At 62.9% G+C, this 16,713-nt stretch carries 15 protein-coding genes; 10 read left to right on the top strand and 5 right to left on the bottom strand.

The window, feature by feature from the left end; all coding sequences use genetic code 11:
• The first annotated feature begins 143 nt into the window (after nucleotides 1-143).
• Together QQJ96_RS17070 and QQJ96_RS17065 are read left to right on the top strand one after the other, a co-directional pair.
• Complete coding sequence (locus QQJ96_RS17070; protein ID WP_284333227.1) at nucleotides 144-3,680, top strand: hybrid sensor histidine kinase/response regulator; 3,537 nt, start codon at nucleotides 144-146, stop codon at nucleotides 3,678-3,680.
• A gap of 48 nt (nucleotides 3,681-3,728) precedes the next feature.
• A complete protein-coding gene (locus QQJ96_RS17065) occupies nucleotides 3,729-4,277 on the top strand; it encodes a hypothetical protein (RefSeq protein WP_284333226.1) in 549 nt (182 codons plus the stop codon).
• A 19-nt stretch (nucleotides 4,278-4,296) separates the two neighbouring features.
• Here the strand turns inward: QQJ96_RS17065 and QQJ96_RS17060 are convergent, their stop codons facing one another.
• The gene (locus QQJ96_RS17060; protein ID WP_284333225.1) at nucleotides 4,297-5,193 is read right to left on the bottom strand and encodes an SDR family oxidoreductase; all 897 of its coding nucleotides are present in this window, start codon (nucleotides 5,191-5,193) and stop codon (nucleotides 4,297-4,299) included.
• A gap of 93 nt (nucleotides 5,194-5,286) precedes the next feature.
• Here QQJ96_RS17060 and QQJ96_RS17055 point away from each other — a divergent pair, with 93 nt between their 5' ends.
• Together QQJ96_RS17055 and QQJ96_RS17050 are read left to right on the top strand one after the other, a co-directional pair.
• Nucleotides 5,287-6,120 (top strand): helix-turn-helix transcriptional regulator, encoded by an 834-nt coding sequence (locus QQJ96_RS17055; protein ID WP_284333224.1) that lies wholly within the window; start codon nucleotides 5,287-5,289, stop codon nucleotides 6,118-6,120.
• Nucleotides 6,121-6,212: 92 nt separating this feature from the next.
• Nucleotides 6,213-6,761: a hypothetical protein gene (locus tag QQJ96_RS17050; protein WP_284333223.1), complete on the top strand. Its 549-nt coding sequence runs from the start codon at nucleotides 6,213-6,215 to the stop codon at nucleotides 6,759-6,761.
• A 116-nt stretch (nucleotides 6,762-6,877) separates the two neighbouring features.
• Here the strand turns inward: QQJ96_RS17050 and QQJ96_RS17045 are convergent, their stop codons facing one another.
• From QQJ96_RS17045 to QQJ96_RS17035, 3 genes are read right to left on the bottom strand one after another with little or no spacing between them, the layout of a single operon-like run.
• A complete protein-coding gene (locus QQJ96_RS17045; protein ID WP_284333222.1) occupies nucleotides 6,878-8,191 on the bottom strand; it encodes a sensor histidine kinase in 1,314 nt (437 codons plus the stop codon).
• A 5-nt stretch (nucleotides 8,192-8,196) separates the two neighbouring features.
• On the bottom strand, nucleotides 8,197-8,937 hold the full coding sequence (locus QQJ96_RS17040; RefSeq protein WP_284333221.1) for a response regulator: 741 nt from the start codon (nucleotides 8,935-8,937) through the stop codon (nucleotides 8,197-8,199).
• A 29-nt stretch (nucleotides 8,938-8,966) separates the two neighbouring features.
• Nucleotides 8,967-9,518: a redoxin domain-containing protein gene (locus QQJ96_RS17035; RefSeq protein WP_284333220.1), complete on the bottom strand. Its 552-nt coding sequence runs from the start codon at nucleotides 9,516-9,518 to the stop codon at nucleotides 8,967-8,969.
• A 315-nt stretch (nucleotides 9,519-9,833) separates the two neighbouring features.
• Here QQJ96_RS17035 and QQJ96_RS17030 point away from each other — a divergent pair, with 315 nt between their 5' ends.
• From QQJ96_RS17030 to QQJ96_RS17015, 4 genes are read left to right on the top strand one after another with little or no spacing between them, the layout of a single operon-like run.
• Nucleotides 9,834-10,241: an organic hydroperoxide resistance protein gene (locus QQJ96_RS17030; RefSeq protein WP_284333219.1), complete on the top strand. Its 408-nt coding sequence runs from the start codon at nucleotides 9,834-9,836 to the stop codon at nucleotides 10,239-10,241.
• A gap of 48 nt (nucleotides 10,242-10,289) precedes the next feature.
• On the top strand, nucleotides 10,290-11,297 hold the full coding sequence (locus tag QQJ96_RS17025; RefSeq protein ID WP_284333218.1) for an alpha/beta fold hydrolase: 1,008 nt from the start codon (nucleotides 10,290-10,292) through the stop codon (nucleotides 11,295-11,297).
• A gap of 14 nt (nucleotides 11,298-11,311) precedes the next feature.
• The gene (locus QQJ96_RS17020) at nucleotides 11,312-11,716 is read left to right on the top strand and encodes a cupin domain-containing protein (RefSeq protein ID WP_284333217.1); all 405 of its coding nucleotides are present in this window, start codon (nucleotides 11,312-11,314) and stop codon (nucleotides 11,714-11,716) included.
• A gap of 43 nt (nucleotides 11,717-11,759) precedes the next feature.
• A complete protein-coding gene (locus QQJ96_RS17015) occupies nucleotides 11,760-12,542 on the top strand; it encodes an alpha/beta fold hydrolase (protein WP_284333216.1) in 783 nt (260 codons plus the stop codon).
• 26 nt (nucleotides 12,543-12,568) lie between these two features.
• Here the strand turns inward: QQJ96_RS17015 and QQJ96_RS17010 are convergent, their stop codons facing one another.
• Nucleotides 12,569-12,784, bottom strand: a complete 216-nt coding sequence (locus tag QQJ96_RS17010) for a hypervirulence associated TUDOR domain-containing protein (RefSeq protein ID WP_284333215.1) — start codon at nucleotides 12,782-12,784, stop codon at nucleotides 12,569-12,571.
• Nucleotides 12,785-13,050: 266 nt separating this feature from the next.
• Here QQJ96_RS17010 and galA point away from each other — a divergent pair, with 266 nt between their 5' ends.
• Together galA and QQJ96_RS17000 are read left to right on the top strand one after the other, a co-directional pair.
• The gene (gene galA / locus QQJ96_RS17005) at nucleotides 13,051-15,564 is read left to right on the top strand and encodes a beta-galactosidase GalA (RefSeq protein WP_284333214.1); all 2,514 of its coding nucleotides are present in this window, start codon (nucleotides 13,051-13,053) and stop codon (nucleotides 15,562-15,564) included.
• Nucleotides 15,565-15,654: 90 nt separating this feature from the next.
• A complete protein-coding gene (locus tag QQJ96_RS17000; protein WP_284333213.1) occupies nucleotides 15,655-16,659 on the top strand; it encodes a hypothetical protein in 1,005 nt (334 codons plus the stop codon).
• Nucleotides 16,660-16,713: the final 54 nt, after the last annotated feature.

Raw genomic sequence — 16,713 nt, 5'->3', positions numbered from 1 at the left:
TCAGACAGGCCCGCTTGGCGTGAGCGGACATGTACCCAACAGGTTCCGCACGCGGCATCATGGGTGGCTTATGGGACAGGATCGAACGAAGTGACGGCCACCGAATACGCGCCGAGCCAGGCCATACGGCCATCGGGGCGCCCGTGCTGACTTTCGTGCTTGCCGCGCTGCTGCTCGGCGGCACGCAGTCCGCTGCCGGCAGCATCGCAACACCAGCGGCCATCTCACCTGCGCCCACGCCGCAATTTCGTCGCTTCGGCACCGCCGAGGGGCTGCCTGATCCGACGATCAGTGCGTTAGTGCAGGATCACGAGGGTTATGTATGGATAGGTGCCGGAGCAGCGTTGGCGCGCTACGACGGCGTGGAATTCAAGACCTGGCCGCACCGCGCCGGCGATGCCTACGCCGCCCCATCCGATCGCGTACGCGCCCTGCTGGTGGATTCGCAGGGACGACTGTGGAACGCTGGCGACGATGGCCTGGCGCGCTATGACGCTGCGCGCGACCGCTTCGTGCACTGGCGCCATGACGACAAGCTGCCCGACAGCCTGGGTGGCAACCAGGTCGAAGCGCTGGCCCAGGACCGCGACGGCACGCTGTGGGTGGGGCTTAGCGACGGCGGCCTGGACCGCATGCTGGGCGAAGACCGTTTCGCGCATGCCCGCCATGATCCGACTGATCCGCGCAGCCTGGCCAACAACCAGATCCACGCACTCCTGGCCGAACCCGACGGCCGCCTGTGGATAGGCACCAGTGCCGGTGTAGATCTGCGCGAGCGTGACGGCAGTTATAGCCATGTGCATTTTCAAAGCGAAGACGGCCAGGTCCTGGACCCGCCCCAGGTCATTGCCCTGGTCCGCGACGGCGATGCTCTGCTGATCGGCACCGTGCGCGGCCTGTTTCGCCTAGACCGCGACAAGGTTGCCCAAGCTGTGCCGCTGGAAGGCGTGCCGCCTGGACCGGTCGCCTCGATCGCCGCCGACGGCACCGGCCGCTTGTGGCTGGGCACCATTCATGGCCTGGTACTGCGCGACCAGAACGGGCGCATCTACCGTTTCAGTGCGGATCAACTGCTGCCTCACGCACTCCCCGGACAGATCGTGCTGCGCCTGCTGCGCGATCGCGAAGGCGGCCTATGGCTGGGCACCAATAATGGCCTGGCCTATTTGTCGCCGGACTGGAACGAGTTCACCCGCAGCGTGCATCGCCCCGACGATCCGACCAGCCTAAGCCCGGGAGCTTTCTCCGCAGTGGCTGCCGCCACGGACGGCAAGCTGTGGATTGGTAACGAGGACGGCGTAATCGAGCGCCTCGACCCGGCCACGCAGGCCGTGGAACCGGCTGTGATACGGCTGCCCGGCACCCACCACGATATTTACGGCATGGCGGCAGACACGCGCGGGCGGCTGTGGATCAACGCCTCCAACGGCAGCTTTCGCTACAACCAAGGCCATATCGAGTCCATTTCGGTACCCGCAGAGCCGTATAACGTGGAGCTGGACGAGAGCGGCAACGCGTATATGGTCCTGGTCCCTTCGGGCGTATGCACCGTTCCCGCTGACGGCACGCGCTGCACGCCCCTACCCTTCGACTCCGAGCTGGCGGCAGCGTCGATCAACGACATGCGCTGGCATGGGCATGCGTTATGGATAGCCACCGACAAAGGCTTGGCGCGCTGGCAAGATGGCCAGCCCGGCCACTTCCTACAGGGCGTGGAGCGGCGCTTCGTGCGCGCGCTGGATTTTCATGGCGATGAGCTATGGGTGGCCGACGGCGGCAGCCTTTCCGTGTATCGCTGCCAAGGCGATCACGCGGCACGCGTGGCACGTTATCCGCTCACCGACCCGCGCACGATCGACAGTGTGATGAGTCTGCGCGTGGACGCCGCCGGCCGCGCCTGGCTGTTCACCAGCGCCGGCCTGTGGCTATACGAGCCAGCCAGCGGCAGCCTGCGCGGCTTCGGCTTGCAAAATGGCCTGGTGGATACCTATTTCGGCAGCAATGCGATCGCACGCATGCCGGATGGACGTCTATACGCTCCCTCCAAGAACGGCATCGTCGGATTCCAGCCGGAAGCGATTCAACCGCATCATCGCCAGCCGGAAGTACGCCTGAGCGCGCTGAGTGTGCGCCATCGCAACGGGATGCTTGAACAGCTGCCGAAAAGTGGCCCTATCACGCTTGCCTGGGACGATCGTGATCTCACCGTGGTAGCGCGCGCCATGTCCTTCATCGCGCCGGAGCGCAACCTCTACCGTTTCCATCTCGACGGCCTGGACAACGGCTGGGTCGATACCGGCGCGCGCGGCGATCGCTCTTTTACGCAATTGCCGGCCGGCGATTTCAGCTTGCATGTGCAAGCAGCCGGCCCGAATGGCAGCTGGGGCGAACTGGCCACGCCGCTGCGCCTGCATGTGGATCGCCCGCCGTGGTTGCGCTGGTGGGCATGGCTCGCTTACGCCCTGCTGCTGACCGCGTTGTTCGCGGCGCTGCTGCAAGCCATGCGCCGCCGCCAGGCGCAGCGACACCGCCTGGAACTGATCACCCAGGAACACCAACTGGCACGCACCGCCAACCAGGCCAAGACCGAGTTTCTCGCCCAGCTCGGTCATGAAATCCGCACGCCGATGACCGGCGTGCTGGGCATGGCCGAACTGTTGCTCAGCCGTCCGCTGGACGATACCGAGCGGCGCTACGCGCAGACCATCCGCAACTCCGGCGAAGTGCTGCTCACGCTGGTGAACGATGCGCTCGACCTGGCCCGCATCGAGTCGGGCCGCCTGCAGGTGGTCCACACGATCTTCGATCCTAGCAGCTTGCTGCAGGACGTAGCCGAGCTGCAACAGGCCAAGGCTTTGGCAAAGGGCCTGGCTTTATACACGGATATCGCCGACGGCGTGCCGGCGCTGGTGCTGGGCGATGCCGTGCGCGTGCGGCAGATCCTGCTCAATCTCAGCAACAACGCGCTGAAATTCACCGAACGCGGGCAGGTGCGCCTGGGGCTAGTCAGTGACGCCGAGGGACTGCAATTCACCATCAGCGACACCGGCCCGGGCATCGCGCTAGCCGACCAGGCCAAGCTGTTCAAGCGCTATCAGCAGTTGGACAGCCCGCAGCGCGACTCGGGCAGCGGTCTTGGCCTGGCCATCTGCCGCGAACTGGCGACGCTCATGGGCGGCTCCATCCAGCTCGAATCGGCGCCCGGCTTGGGCAGCCGGTTCTACGTGCGGCTGCCCCTGCAAGCAATGGCTGCGCCAGTCGAACGGCCGTCACCGGAACTGCGTCACGAAAGCCGCCGCTCGCACGTGCTTCTGTTGGAGGACGATCCGGTCGTGGCGGCGGTGGTTGAAGGTCTATTGGAGATGCAGGGCCATACCGTCGAACATGTCACCACCGCACTGCGCGGACTGGAGGCGCTGGAACGAGTGCGCTTCGATGCGGCGCTGGTGGATCTGGACCTGCCCGGTCTGGACGGGCTGCAATGGGCCGCCCTGGTGCGCTCGCGCCAAGGCGGCGACGCGCTGCCGATGATCGCCATTACCGCCCGTGCCGGCGGCGATGAAGAAAGCCGCGCCTACGCCGCCGGCATGGACGCCTTCCTACGCAAACCGCTGCATGGTCAGCAGCTGGCCCAGACATTGACTGCGGTTCTCAGGCGCGTCCCGACCACGGTCGATTGAACTTAAGGCGCATTGCACCGCTGGCACGCCTCATGCATGTGCAGCAGCATGGCGACCACTAATTTCCTCATCGAAGCCGAGCTCAACGCTCCCAGCAACGTCATACCGCTTTGGCCGGTCGGGGGCACCCCTCGGCAGCATCGCGCTCGTCCAGGTCAAGCACGCAAGGCCCAAGTACACGTCATCGACGCAGACGTGCTGGAGCCGGAAGCAGCGGCACAAGGTTTGGCCCGGCGCGTGGAACGCGTTCTGTGCGCCCTGCTTTATCACACGCAACTGGAGCAGGCGCATGCCCGCGCCTCGAAGCCGCTTAGCATCGAAACGCGCGGGGAGCGGCTGGTGTCGCGCGATCGCTTGATGGCGGTTGCACGCGCCGCACTCAACCACGGCTTGACCGCTGACCTTACCCGCCTGGCCGCCGCCGCGATCACTTTCGAAGTGCAATTTCAGTCGCGCTGGCGCAACCGGCTATGGCGGTTGTTTTCAGCCCAGCGCCGGCAAATCAACGCCGACACTGTGGCAGTCGCGCGCCTGCTCGCCTGGGACCTGGCCGAATTGAAGCTACGCCCGATCGACCAGTTCGCCAGGTATCTTTGACACCACCGCGTGCGGCCCTTTACGGGGCCGACACCTGCAGTTGCTCCAGATCGGTGAGCAGTCCGGGGCTATTAGGTTTCCACCCTAGCGTCTTGCGCGTCTGCGCGCTGGAGGCGGGCATGTCGTAGCCGGCGAATCGGGCAAGCCAGCCGTAATAGTTCGGCGCTTCGTCCGCAGCGATCGATTTGACCGGCAGGTTCAAGCGGCGACCGATAGCCTCCACGACGTGACGCATCGGCACGCCTTCTTCGGCGACCGCGTGGTATTTCGCGTTCGGCTCGGCTCTTTCGATCGCCAGCCGGTACAGCCTCGCCACGTCCAGAACATGCGCCGCGGGCCAGCGATTGAGGCCGTCGCCTACGTAGGTGCACACGCCCTTGTCGCGATACATCGCGATCGCTGGAGTGAGCAGGCCTTGCGTAATCGGGTCGTGGACTTGCGGGAGGCGCACCACCGAGACGTTGACGCCTTCGGCCGCCAGCAGCGCAGCCGCTTCCTCCGAAGCCGCGCGGGGATGCGTGTCGGTACCGACGGTCGCATTGTCTTCCTTGGCCGGTTCACCCGGCACGGTATTGGCGATCGGGGTACCGGAGGTGACGATCAGCGGACGCTTGGAGCCGGCAAGGACCGAGCCCAGCGCTCGGATCACCAGGCGATCGTCTTCGCAGTTCTGCACGAAGCGCGAAAAGTCGTGATTGAAGGCCAGGTGGATGATACCGTCCGAGCGCGCGGCCGCTTGCTTCAGGCTATCCGGGTCCGTGATCGAGCCACGATGGACCTCCGCGCCGGCCGCAGCGAGCGCTGACGCTTTCTCTTCCGAACGGCATAGTCCGGTCACTTGGTGACCCGCCGCGATCAATTCCCTGACGACTTTCGAACCGATGTTGCCGGTGGCGCCGGTGACGAACACACGCATGAGCAAACTCTCCAATGATGACTGGAGACAAGCATCCTCTTACCGCGTATCCTGGTGAAGTAGTGACTTTATCCTATTAAGATTGCTAACTGGATGACCGAAGCTCTCGCTACCGAGAACCTGCTCGGAAGCTATCTGCGCGACCGGCGCATGAAGCTGGACCCGATTGCGCTGGGTTTTCCTTCCGGGCGCCGCCGAACCCCGGGCCTGCGCCGCGAGGAAGTCGCGCAGCGCGCGAACATCAGCCCAACTTGGTACACGTGGCTGGAACAAGGCCGCGGCGGTGCGCCTTCCGCTGAAGTACTGGAGCGGATTGGACATGCCCTGATGCTGACCGAGGTCGAGCGCGAGCATCTGTTCCTGCTCGGCCTGGGCCGCCCGCCGGAAGCGCGCTACCGGAAGAACGAAGGCATCACGCCCAGGCTGCAGCGCGTGCTAGATGCGCTGGAACCCAGCCCCGCCATCATCCGCACTGCTACGTGGGATGTACTCGCCTGGAACCGCGCAGCGAACGTGATGCTGATTGACTACGAATCACTGCTGCCAGAACAGCGCAATATTCTTCGCTTCACCTTTCTCGATCCGCGCGCCCGCGCCGCGCAATATGACTGGAACAGCGTGGCCCGCTTCATCCTCGGCTCCTTCAGGATCGACGCCGCAAGAGCGGGCGCCGCGGCAGCGGTGGAGCCACTCGTCGACGAGCTGTGCCGGCTCAGCCCCGAGTTCAGGGCGATGTGGGCCGAAAACGATGTCCGCGGCAGCCAGCATGAGAACGTCAAGCACATAAGACACCCGATCCTCGGCTCGCTCTCGTTCGAATACTCGGCTTTTTCGGTCGACGGCCGAACGGATCTCACGATGGTGGTCTATAACCCGGCGACAGCGGAAGACGCCGGCAAAATCAGGTCCTTGATGGAGCGCCGGTGACGTAGCCGGAGCGCTCATTCAAGGCAGGCGAGCCGTGGCCGATAGCTTTTCAGGGGGCGTAGACCGACACGCCCGATCGACTGGAAAGCGCTATGACGAGCACGAAGTCCCTGGCCGAATCCAACAACAGCACCGTCAGCAACGTGGTGCCGTTTCGACCTGCCGGACACAACCCGCCTGATCTGGATGCTCGTCCGTTTCGGTCGTGGGGTGCCCAAACGCGCCGCTCCGGGGTGAATGCGGTGGAGCTGGAGCCGCTAGAGTGCCGCCTGGCACGACGTGTGGAACGAGTCCTGGCCGCCCTGCTCTATCACGCGGTGCTCGAGCCGGATGATCTTCGCGCCGCCCGCACGGTATCCATCGAAAAGCGGGTAAGCCAGCTGATCTCGCGCGAGCGATTGCTGGCGGTCGCGCGAGCGGCGATCTGCCAAGGCTTGACTGCCGACCTGACGCGCCTGGCGGCGGCCGTGATCGCGTTTGAACTGGACGCCCAGTCGCATGGGTGGAACAAGCTGCTGCTGCAGTTTTCGGCCCGTCGCCGGCAGATCCGCAACGACACCTTGGCGATCGCGGATCTGCTTGCCTGGGAACTGGATACCTTACGCTTTCGCCCGATCGACCAGTTCGCGAAATTTCTTTAAGAAGCGCCACGTCCGATACAGCGTGTAGGCTGGGTTGATAATCCCAGCTTTCTACGCAGCATCCCGATGCTGGGATTGCCATCCCAGCCTACTGCGATGCGCATTGCCCGCGCCGATCAAGGCAAGCTGAGATTGGCGGCAAGGCCGCCCCCTTGCCGATTGGAAAGCTTGAGGTTACCGCCGATGGCGCGCGTCAATTGCATCGCGATGGCGAGGCCCAGACCGGCGCCGCCGGTATCGCGGTTGCGCGAACCCTCCAGGCGGTAGAACGGTTGCAGGACCTGCTCCAACTGCTCTTCGGGAATGCCCGGCCCGCGATCGCACACGGCGATGCATAGCTCGCCTTCCTCACTACGCCAGGCACTGACTTCGGCGGTGCCGCCATATTTGATGGCGTTGTCGATCAAGTTGCCCAGCACACGCCGCAACGCCTGTTGGCGAACCATGGCGGCGCCACCGACGGTTCGCGCCAGCGTCACGGGCTTGCCCATGTCCTGGTAATCGAACACGAGGCTTTCCAGGAAGGCCTTCACATCCATGCGCACGGGTGCCTCCGCGCCACCGTGCGCGCTGCGCGCATAGGCGACGCCTTCACGCACCAGATGCTCCATCTCATGCAGGTCGCCGAGCAGCTTGCGGCGCTCTTCACCCTCGTCCAGGCATTCCGCGCGCAAACGCATGCGTGTGATAGGGGTCTGCAAGTCGTGCGAGATCGAGGCAAGGATGTGCAAGCGCTCCTTGAGGTGGCGGGCTATGCGCTCCTGCATCGTGTTGAAGGCAATCGCTGCCCGCGCCACTTCGATAGGCCCCTCCTCGCTCATGCGCGGGCCATCCGCCGTCGGCAGCATGGCCTGCGCGGCTTGCGCAAGTTGCGCCAGCGGACGGGCCGCCAATCGCACCGCCAGCCAGGTGCATGCCAGCAACAGGAACAACTGCAATACCAGCACAGCCGGTAGCCATTGCGCGATCGGCGCCACGCCTCGTGGCGTGACTTCCAAGGTGAGCGTCGAGCCGTCGTGCAAGCGGAAATGCACTTGGTAGCGCTCGGGCTTGGTCGAGATCGTGTCGGCTTGCGCCTGATAATCGGGGCCGACTTCCTGCCCGATTCGGCTGGCGAGCCCGCGCGCGCGCGCGCTCATCACCGGCGAACCCGGCTGACCGTGCCCGAGCACGAAACGGTAGTTGTCGCGCTGCAGGCGGCCCAGCCAGTCGGCGCGTTCGGCAGCGGGCAAGCGATCCAGCATGGCCACCGAGGTAGCTACCTCGTGCTCGACGGTGTTGAGCATGACCGTGGTGGCGCTTTCGTAGCGCTCATAGAACATCAGCCCGAAAGAAAGTCCCTGCGCCAGCATCAGGCCGACGAAGATGATCAAGTACAGGCGCGAAGCCATGCCGCGCGGCAGCCAGCGCATCGGGAAGGCGGATGCCATGCGGCTCACGCGTCATCCCCTGGCACGCTGATCGGCATGCTGAACACATAACCTTCGCTGCGCACGGTCTTGATGTACGACTGCTCCTTGGCGTTGTCTTCCAGGCGGGTGCGCAGGCGGCTTACCAACAGATCGATCGAGCGATCGAACAGCTCGGCATCCCGGCCCTGGGTGAGGTTGAGCAATTGGTCGCGCGAAAGCACGCGCTGCGGATGGTCCAGGAAGACGCGCAGCAAGCGAAACTCCGCGCCGCTCAGCGGCACGATGGTGCCGTGCTCGTCCAACAGATGGCGCGACGTCGTGTCCAGGCGCCAACGCCCGAACGACAGCAGCTCGGCGGTTTCGGTAATGCGAAGATTCGGCGGCAGCATGCGTGTGCGGCGTATGACCGCCTTGATGCGCGCAAGCAGTTCACGTGGCGAGAACGGCTTTACCACGTAGTCGTCTGCGCCCATCTCCAGGCCGATGATGCGATCGGTTTCGTCGTCGCGCGCGGTCAGCAAGAGGATCGGCAGCGCGCGATGCTTGCCGCTACGCAAAGTGCGGCACAGCACCAGGCCGTCATCGCCAGGCATCATGATGTCCAGCACCACGAGATCGAACGCGGAGGCGTCCAGTTGCGCGAACATGTCGCGGCCGTCAACGGCCGCGCTCGCGCGCAAGCCGTTCTTGCGAAGGTAGTCCACGACACCGGTGCGGATGTCGCGATCGTCATCGACGACGAGGATGTTGTCGATGTGGTCCATGAGCATAAGTCTCCGAAGCTGCGTTGCCGTCAAGTGCCCTGTGGATAGCCCAGCAACTGCCGGATGCGTTGCTCGGTTACGTCGTAGCCTCCCTCGCCGACGTGGCTGTAAATAATATGGCCGTGCTGGTCGATGAGATAGAGGGCCGGCCAGTAGTGATTGGCGTAGGCATTCCAGATGCGGGAGTTGTTGTCCATCGCCACCGGCCAGGTAATCCCATACTCGCCGATGGCTTTTCGCAGCAGCACCGGGTCACGCTCTTCGTCGTATTCGGGCGTATGCACGCCGACGATCTGAAGCCCCTTGTCATGGTACTTGTGGTAGAGCGCCTTGGTGTGCGGCAGCACATGGATGCAATTGATGCATTCGCGGGTCCAGAACTCCACCAGCACCACCTTGCCACGCAGGCTGTCGATGTTCAGTGGGGCGGAGTTGAACCAGCGGTCGGCGCCGGTGAAGTCGGGGGCCTGCGTGTCGGCAGCCGGCTGCTCGGTGCTGGCGGCAGTCCAGGTGGTGGGCCAGAAGGCCAGCAGGGTCGCGCCAAGGGCGGCCAGGGCGGCGGTCATTCTCAGGGATGTCATGGACGGTTTGCCTTGTAGTGGACAAGTGGCCGCGCCAGCGCGCCGCCATGACACCTATTGGGCGCTCCCGGTTTATCCCGAACATGTCCGCTTCGGTGGCTTTTTGTATCCGTTTGTAGCAACCGGTCCGGGCAAGCCGGCCCGGGGGGACGGGTTTTGTATCCAAACGTATCAGGACCCGCTTCCTACACATTGCGATGCCTTTGGGTACGTCTCCCGACACAAGCGGGATACGCCACCGCGGTCTCCTATGCACACCGGCCAAGGCCTCGCTACCGAGCCGAGGCAGCCCCTCAATCCATCAGGAAACCGATCATGTCCATTCTCTATACCGCCAAGACCACCACCACCGGCGGCCGCAACGGCCAGTCGCGCAGCGACGACAACCGCCTCGACGTCAAGCTGTCGGTCCCGGGTTCCAACGGCGCCGGCACCAATCCGGAACAGCTGTTCGCCGCGGGCTGGTCCGCCTGTTTCATTGGCGCGATCGGACGCGCCGCCCAGGAGCAAGGCGTCACGCTGCCGGCCGATCTGTCGGTCGCCGCCGAAGTCGACCTGGGCTCCGATCCCGAGCAAGGCTTTTTCCTGCAGGCGCGTCTCAACGTAAGCCTGCCGGGACTGGAGCACGCCGTCGCCCAGGCCCTGGTCGATCGCGCCCACCAGATCTGCCCGTATTCGAAGGCGACCCGCGGAAACATCCAGGCCGTTGTTTCGGCGCAGTAAGCCCCTTCCTCTTCCTCGACACGACGCGCAAACAAGGAGATCACCATCATGAAGCGTACTTATGCCGCACTCGCCCTGAGCTTCGCTGCTTTTGCCTCCGTCGCACAGGCCGAAGACCAGCCCGCCCAAGCGCCCGTGACACAGGCTGCGTCACAGGCCCCTTGGGGAGCGCTGAAGCATGTTCACGCAGGCGTGCTGGATGTCGCTTATGCCGAGATGGGGCCGGCGAATGGTCCCGTAGTGATACTTCTGCATGGATGGCCGTACGACATCCACAGCTATACGCAGGTCGCACCTGCGCTGGCGGCGAAAGGCTATCGGGTGCTGGTGCCCTATGCGCGTGGCTACGGCCAGACCCGCTTCCTGTCCGACAGCACCGTGTGCAACGCGGAACCCGCTGCGCTGGCCGAGGATGTGATCGACTTCATGGATGCGCTGCATATCAAGCAGGCGGAGCTGGCTGGCTTCGACTGGGGTGCGCGCTCGGCGGACATCGTCGCGGCGCTGTGGCCGGAACGCGTGAAAGCGCTGGTTAGCGTAAGCGGCTACCTGATCGGTAGCCAGGAATCGGGTAAGACGCCGCTACCGCCCAAGGCCGAGCTGCAGTGGTGGTATCAGTACTACTTCGCCACCGAGCGTGGCCGCGCAGGCTACGACAAATACCGGCACGATTTCGCCAAGCAGATCTGGCAGCTGGCCTCGCCTAGCTGGAAGTTCGACGACGCCACCTTCGAAACCAGTGCGCAAGCGCTGGACAACCCGGACCAGGTTGCCATTACGGTACATAACTATCGCTGGCGCCTGGACCTGGCCAAGGGCGAAACGAAATACGCGGCGCTGGAACAGCGGTTGGCCCATTTCCCGGCGATCACGGTGCCCACCATCACGCTGGAAGGCGATGCCAATGGCGCACCGCACCCGCTGCCGGAGGCGTACGCCAAGAAGTTCACCGGCAAGTACCAGTTCCGGCTGATCAGCGGTGGCATCGGCCACAACTTGCCGGAAGAAGCACCGCAGGCGTTCACCCGGGCCGTGATCGATGCCGATCACCTCTAAGCGAGGACCAGCCCATGAAAACAACCATCATCGGAGTTGCCACCCTTCTCTCCATTGCAAGCATGCTGGGACCTCAAGCGTTACAGGCCCAGTCGTTACAAGGAACGCAGCGCAAAGAATTGTCTCGCCACAAGCTCAGCATTCCCGGCTACGAGGAAGTGCAACTGCGGGTCGACATCGATCCTGGCAAGACCGCCCCCAAGCACAAGCACCCTGGCGAAGAAATCATCTACGTCATCGAGGGCAGCTTGGAGTATCGCCTCGAAGGCCATGCACCAGTGACGCTCAAGGCAGGTGATGTGCTGTTTGTGCCGACGGGTGTCGTCCATAGCGCGACGAACGTCGGGCAGACCAACGCAGCAGAGCTTGGTACCTACATTGTTCCGATCGGCAAGCCATTGGTCGAATGGGTGAAGTGACGCGTACTGGGCAGATCACCTATCAAATTTAAGGAGACAAGAAATGAAGAAGATGTTCACCGGACTGGTACTTGCAGCAGCCATGCTCGTTGGCGCAAACGCGTCCGCACAGGAGCCCATGCACAAGCCCACCATCGTGCTCGTGCACGGCGCATTCGCCGACGCTTCGAGTTGGAACGGAGTCGTCAAGATCCTGCGCAAGGACGGCTATTTCGTGATTGCCGCCGCCAACCCGCTGCGCGGTGTGAAGAGCGACGGCACCTACATCGCTAGCCTTGTCGCCGACCTCAAGCAGCCGGTCGTGCTGGTCGGGCATTCCTATGGTGGCGACGTTATCACCGAGGCGGCGAATGGCCAATCGAACGTCAAAGCCTTGGTCTATGTCAGCGCGTTCGCTCCGGACTCCGGCGAGACGGTCGCCGAACTCGCAGGCAAGTTCCCTGGCAGTACGCTGGGACAGGCACTGGCCCCGCCCGCCGAACTCGCCGACGGCGGTAAGGATCTGTATATCCTGCAGGACAAATTCCCCGCGCAATTCGCGGCGGACGTCCCGCTTGCCCAGGCCGCGCTGATGGCCGCTACCCAGCGTCCGCTAGCGCAGAGTGCCCTCAACGAGAAATCCGGTGATGCGGCCTGGAAGACCATCCCGTCCTGGTTCATCTATGGCGATGCGGACAAGAACATTCCGCCGCAGGTCATGGCGTTCATGGCCGAGCGAGCGAGCGCCAAGGATGTCGTAGTGGTCAAGGGTGCCTCGCACGTGGTGATGGTGTCCCATCCCGACGCCGTGGCCAGACTGATCGAAAAAGCAGCATCGGCCAAATGAACAGTTCGAACCGGGGCGGGCCTGCATCACTTCTTTGCATGCTGTAGAGCACGCCCCTTGTGCGCGGCGACATGGTCGGTCTTGTCACTTTTGATTTCGTACTGCGGATCTTCAGAAGTAGCGCGGTGCGTGTGCCCCTTGTAGTCGAAGTCCTTGGTATGGATGGCGATGATCGTTCCCGTCACCCAGCCGGCCTCGGAGTTCCAGCGGACATGGTCGCCGATCTTGAATGTATTGGTCATCACGCAGCTTCTACAGCCCATTCCGGGCACATTTTAATGATCGGGTCCGGATGATCTTGTAAACGACTTGTACCCATAAGTACCTGGCGCGTAGGCTGGGATGACAATCCCAGCATCGGGATGCCGTGTGGAAAGCTGGGATTAGCATCCCAGCCTACGCGCCACACGTAGTGGAGGGAGCGCATCAATATGTGCCATTCGGCGTGATGCGCACGGCACTTTCTTTGGTAAGGTGCAAGTTCGGTCCTCCGGAGATTGTGATACTCATGCCTGACATCACACGTCGCAGCTTCATGATCATGGGATTGCTCGGCCCCTTCGTGCCAAGTTTCGCGTGGGCCGGTAATGGCAAGGCGACGACCGGAATGCCGCCCTCGACACTGCCGCAAAGTGGGACGGCAATGGCGCCACGGGAGCAGCAGCTACTGGATTTTGGCTGGCAGTTCGCGTTCGGCCATGGCGATGATCCGGGCAAGGACTTCGGCTTCGGCTTCGGCCAAAGCGACTTCTCCAAGACCGGCACGTTCAAGATCGCCACCGCCGACTTCGATGCCGCCGGCTGGCGCCAGCTGAACCTGCCGCATGATTGGGCGGTTGAACTTCCCTTCGTACACGACGATCAAGGAGATGAAGACAACCGGATGCTCTCGCACGGCTACAAGCCGCTGGGGCGACGCTATCCGGCCACCAGCGTGGGTTGGTACCGGCGCGAGTTCGACCTTCCCCAAAGCGATCGCGGGCGCCGTATCTGGATCGAGTTCGACGGCGCGATGCGCGACGTGATGCTGTTCGTCAACGGCTGCTTCATCGGCCGCCACGATGACGGCTATACCCCGTTCCGCTTCGACCTCACCGACTTCCTCAACTACGGCGGCAAGAATCATCTCGCCATTCGTGTCGACGCCAGTTTCGGCGATGGCTGGTTTTACGAAGGCGCCGGCATCTATCGGCATGTCTGGCTGACCAAGTTCGATCCGGTGCACCTGGGACGATGGGAAAGCGTGGTGCGGCCGACCGTCAAGGGCAATGCAGCGACGCTCGAACTGGCAACCCTGGTCCAGAACGAGCATGAGCATCCGGTCAATGTCTCGCTCGAATGGAGCATTGCCGATGCGGCCGGCAACACGGTTGCGCAAGCTACATCGGCGGCACAGGCCATCGCGCCGGATTCAACGATGGCGTATCGGGCCACTGCAACCGTCACTGATCCTGCTTTTTGGTCGCCCGACGAGCCTCACCTGTACACGGCCCAGGTCAAAGTCCTCGTAGACGGCAGTTTGCGTGACGCCGAAAGGATTCCGTTCGGCATCCGCACGGCCGTATTCGATCCCGACCGCGGCTTCTTCTTGAACGGCAAGCCGCTCAAGATCCAAGGCACCTGCAATCACCAAGATCACGCCGGGGTGGGCGCCGCCCTGCCCGACCGACTGCAGACGTACCGGGTATCCGTGCTGCAGGGAATGGGCTGCAACGCGGTGCGTACTTCGCACAACATGCCGACGCCCGAATGGGTCGAGGCCTGCGACCGCATGGGTATGCTGATGATGTGCGAGACGCGCCAGATGAGTTCCAGCGCGAGTGGCTTGCAGCAGCTGGAAACCATGCTGAAGCGGTATCGCAACTCGCCTTCGATCATCATCTGGTCGATTGGCAACGAGGAGTGGAAGCTACAAAAGGGTGACATGGCGCCACAAGGTGCTCGCATCGCGGCGGCAATGGTCGAGCGTTGCCACGAATTGGACCCTACCCGCGTCGTATCGGCGGCCGTCAACGGCGATAACGAGCAAGGGGTCTCCGATGCGCTCGATATCATCGGCTTCAATTACCACACCGAGTTTCCCGACGCTTTCCACAAGAACCATCCCAAGCGGCCGGTGTTCGGCTCGGAAACTTCCAGCGCCATTTCCACCCGCGGGGAATACGTCTCGGACAAGGCAAAGAACACGGTCAACAGCTACAACGGGGTTGTGGACTGGGGACAAACGCCGGAGCAATGGTGGACGTTCTACGGCACCCGTGATTGGCTGGCGGGCGGTTTCGCCTGGACCGGCTTCGACTATCGCGGCGAACCGACGCCTTATGGCTGGCCTTCGACCAGTTCGCAATTCGGGATCGTGGATCTATGTGGCTTTCCCAAGGATTATTACTATTACTACAAAGCCTGGTGGCGAAACGAGCCTAGCCTGCATGTGTTTCCGCATTGGAATTGGCAAGGCAAAGAAGGCCAGGATATTGCGGTGTGGGTCTACACCAACCTCGATGAGGTCGAACTGCTGCTCAACGGCAAGAGTCTTGGCAGCAAGCCGGTGCCGCGCCTGGGACATGTGGAGTGGAAAGTCGCTTACACACCCGGGGTGATCGAGGCACGTGGCCGCCGTAACGGCCAGACTGTGCTGATCGAGCGACGCGAAACCACCGGCGTCGCGCAAAAGCTACGCTTGAGCGCCGATCGTGCGGAAATTGCTGCGGATGGGCGGGACATTGCCATCATCACCGTCGAAGCACTCGACGAACACGGCCGGCTGGTTCCCACGGCAAATCACCAGCTCGCGTTCCGCATCGCTGGAAGAGGCTCGCTGATCGGCGTCGGCAATGGCAACCCCAATTGTCTTCAGAGCGACAAGGAACCCAGGCGCTCGCTGTTTCATGGCTTGGCCCAGATCATCGTTCAATCGACGCAGGATGCCGGCCAGGTGCTGATTGAAGCGGTCGAAGAACAGATCAACGGACGAACATTGCGTGCCGCGTCGCTCGTGATCAGGACAAACAGGCTCGCGTAGGCTGGGATGCTAATCCCAGCTTTCTTTCATGGCATCCCGATGCTGGGATTATCATCCCAGCCTACGCATCGGGCTCGCGGGAGTACACGCATGAATCGTCGTTGCTTTCTGCAGATGATTGGATGCCTGACCGTGGCAGCGCAATCGCCCCAACCGATATTCGCACGCACGTACGACAATCCCGAAGACATCTATGCCCGCTTGAAAAACTCACCCGACCTGCGGCTTTCGATGTGTGGCGGGAACATCTCCGTTGGCATGGACGGTGATGCCGGAGGTTTGGACAAGCGCCGGATGGAAGCCTGGGTGCGGCGCAGCGCAGCAGCCGTCTCCGCCTACTTTGGCCGCTTCCCCGTCGACCAATGGGGTTTGCTCGTTACGCCGGTGGAAGGTGACCGCATTGGCCCGGCAACGACATGGGGCTATCCCGGCTCGGTAACGCGCCTCAGCGTAGGCCGTGATGTAAGCGACGACGCCTTGCGGGAAAATTGGGTGATGGTGCACGAAATGACCCATTTGGCGCTGCCGCGCTTCCCGCAGCAAAACGAATGGTTCATGGAAGGCAATGCCACCTACGTTGAACCGATTGCCCGTGCGCAACTAGGGCAAATCTCCCCGCAGGAAGTGTGGCGCTGGGTCGTTGAGGACATGCCTAAAGGCCAGCCCCAGCCTGACGATGAGGGACTCGATCATACGCACACCTGGGGCAGGACTTATTGGGGCGGCGCCATGTACTGGCTGCTCGCCGAAATCGCCATCTACAAGAACAGCCATGGCAAGTATTCCCTGCAGGACGCGTTGCGTGCCATCAACCGTGCAAGCGGAGGCAATAAAGCCTATTGGAGCGTAGCCCAGGCCGTCCAAGTGGGGGACGCGGCGGTTAAAAGCGATGCACTCGCTTCCCTTTACGGCCAACTCAAAGACCGGGCGGTCGCCATCGACCTGGATGGCGTGCTCCGGCAGCTGGGCATATCCGAGCAGGCCGGCGCGATTCGCTTTGATGATCACGCGCCGCTAGCGGAGCTGCGCCGGTCGATTACATCCTTGAGAAAGCCGGATGGATCTTCAACCAAAGCATGCTTCATCACCGAATGACGCTTGCACGGATGCGCGCCCAGGATGCCCCCGCCTTCCTGCACTTGAACAAGC

This window comes from Dyella flagellata, from assembly GCF_030160275.1.
Taxonomy (GTDB): domain Bacteria; phylum Pseudomonadota; class Gammaproteobacteria; order Xanthomonadales; family Rhodanobacteraceae; genus Dyella_B; species Dyella_B flagellata.
The sequence above is the reverse complement of the archived record's forward strand: the minus strand, read 5'-3'. Positions and strand labels throughout refer to the sequence as shown.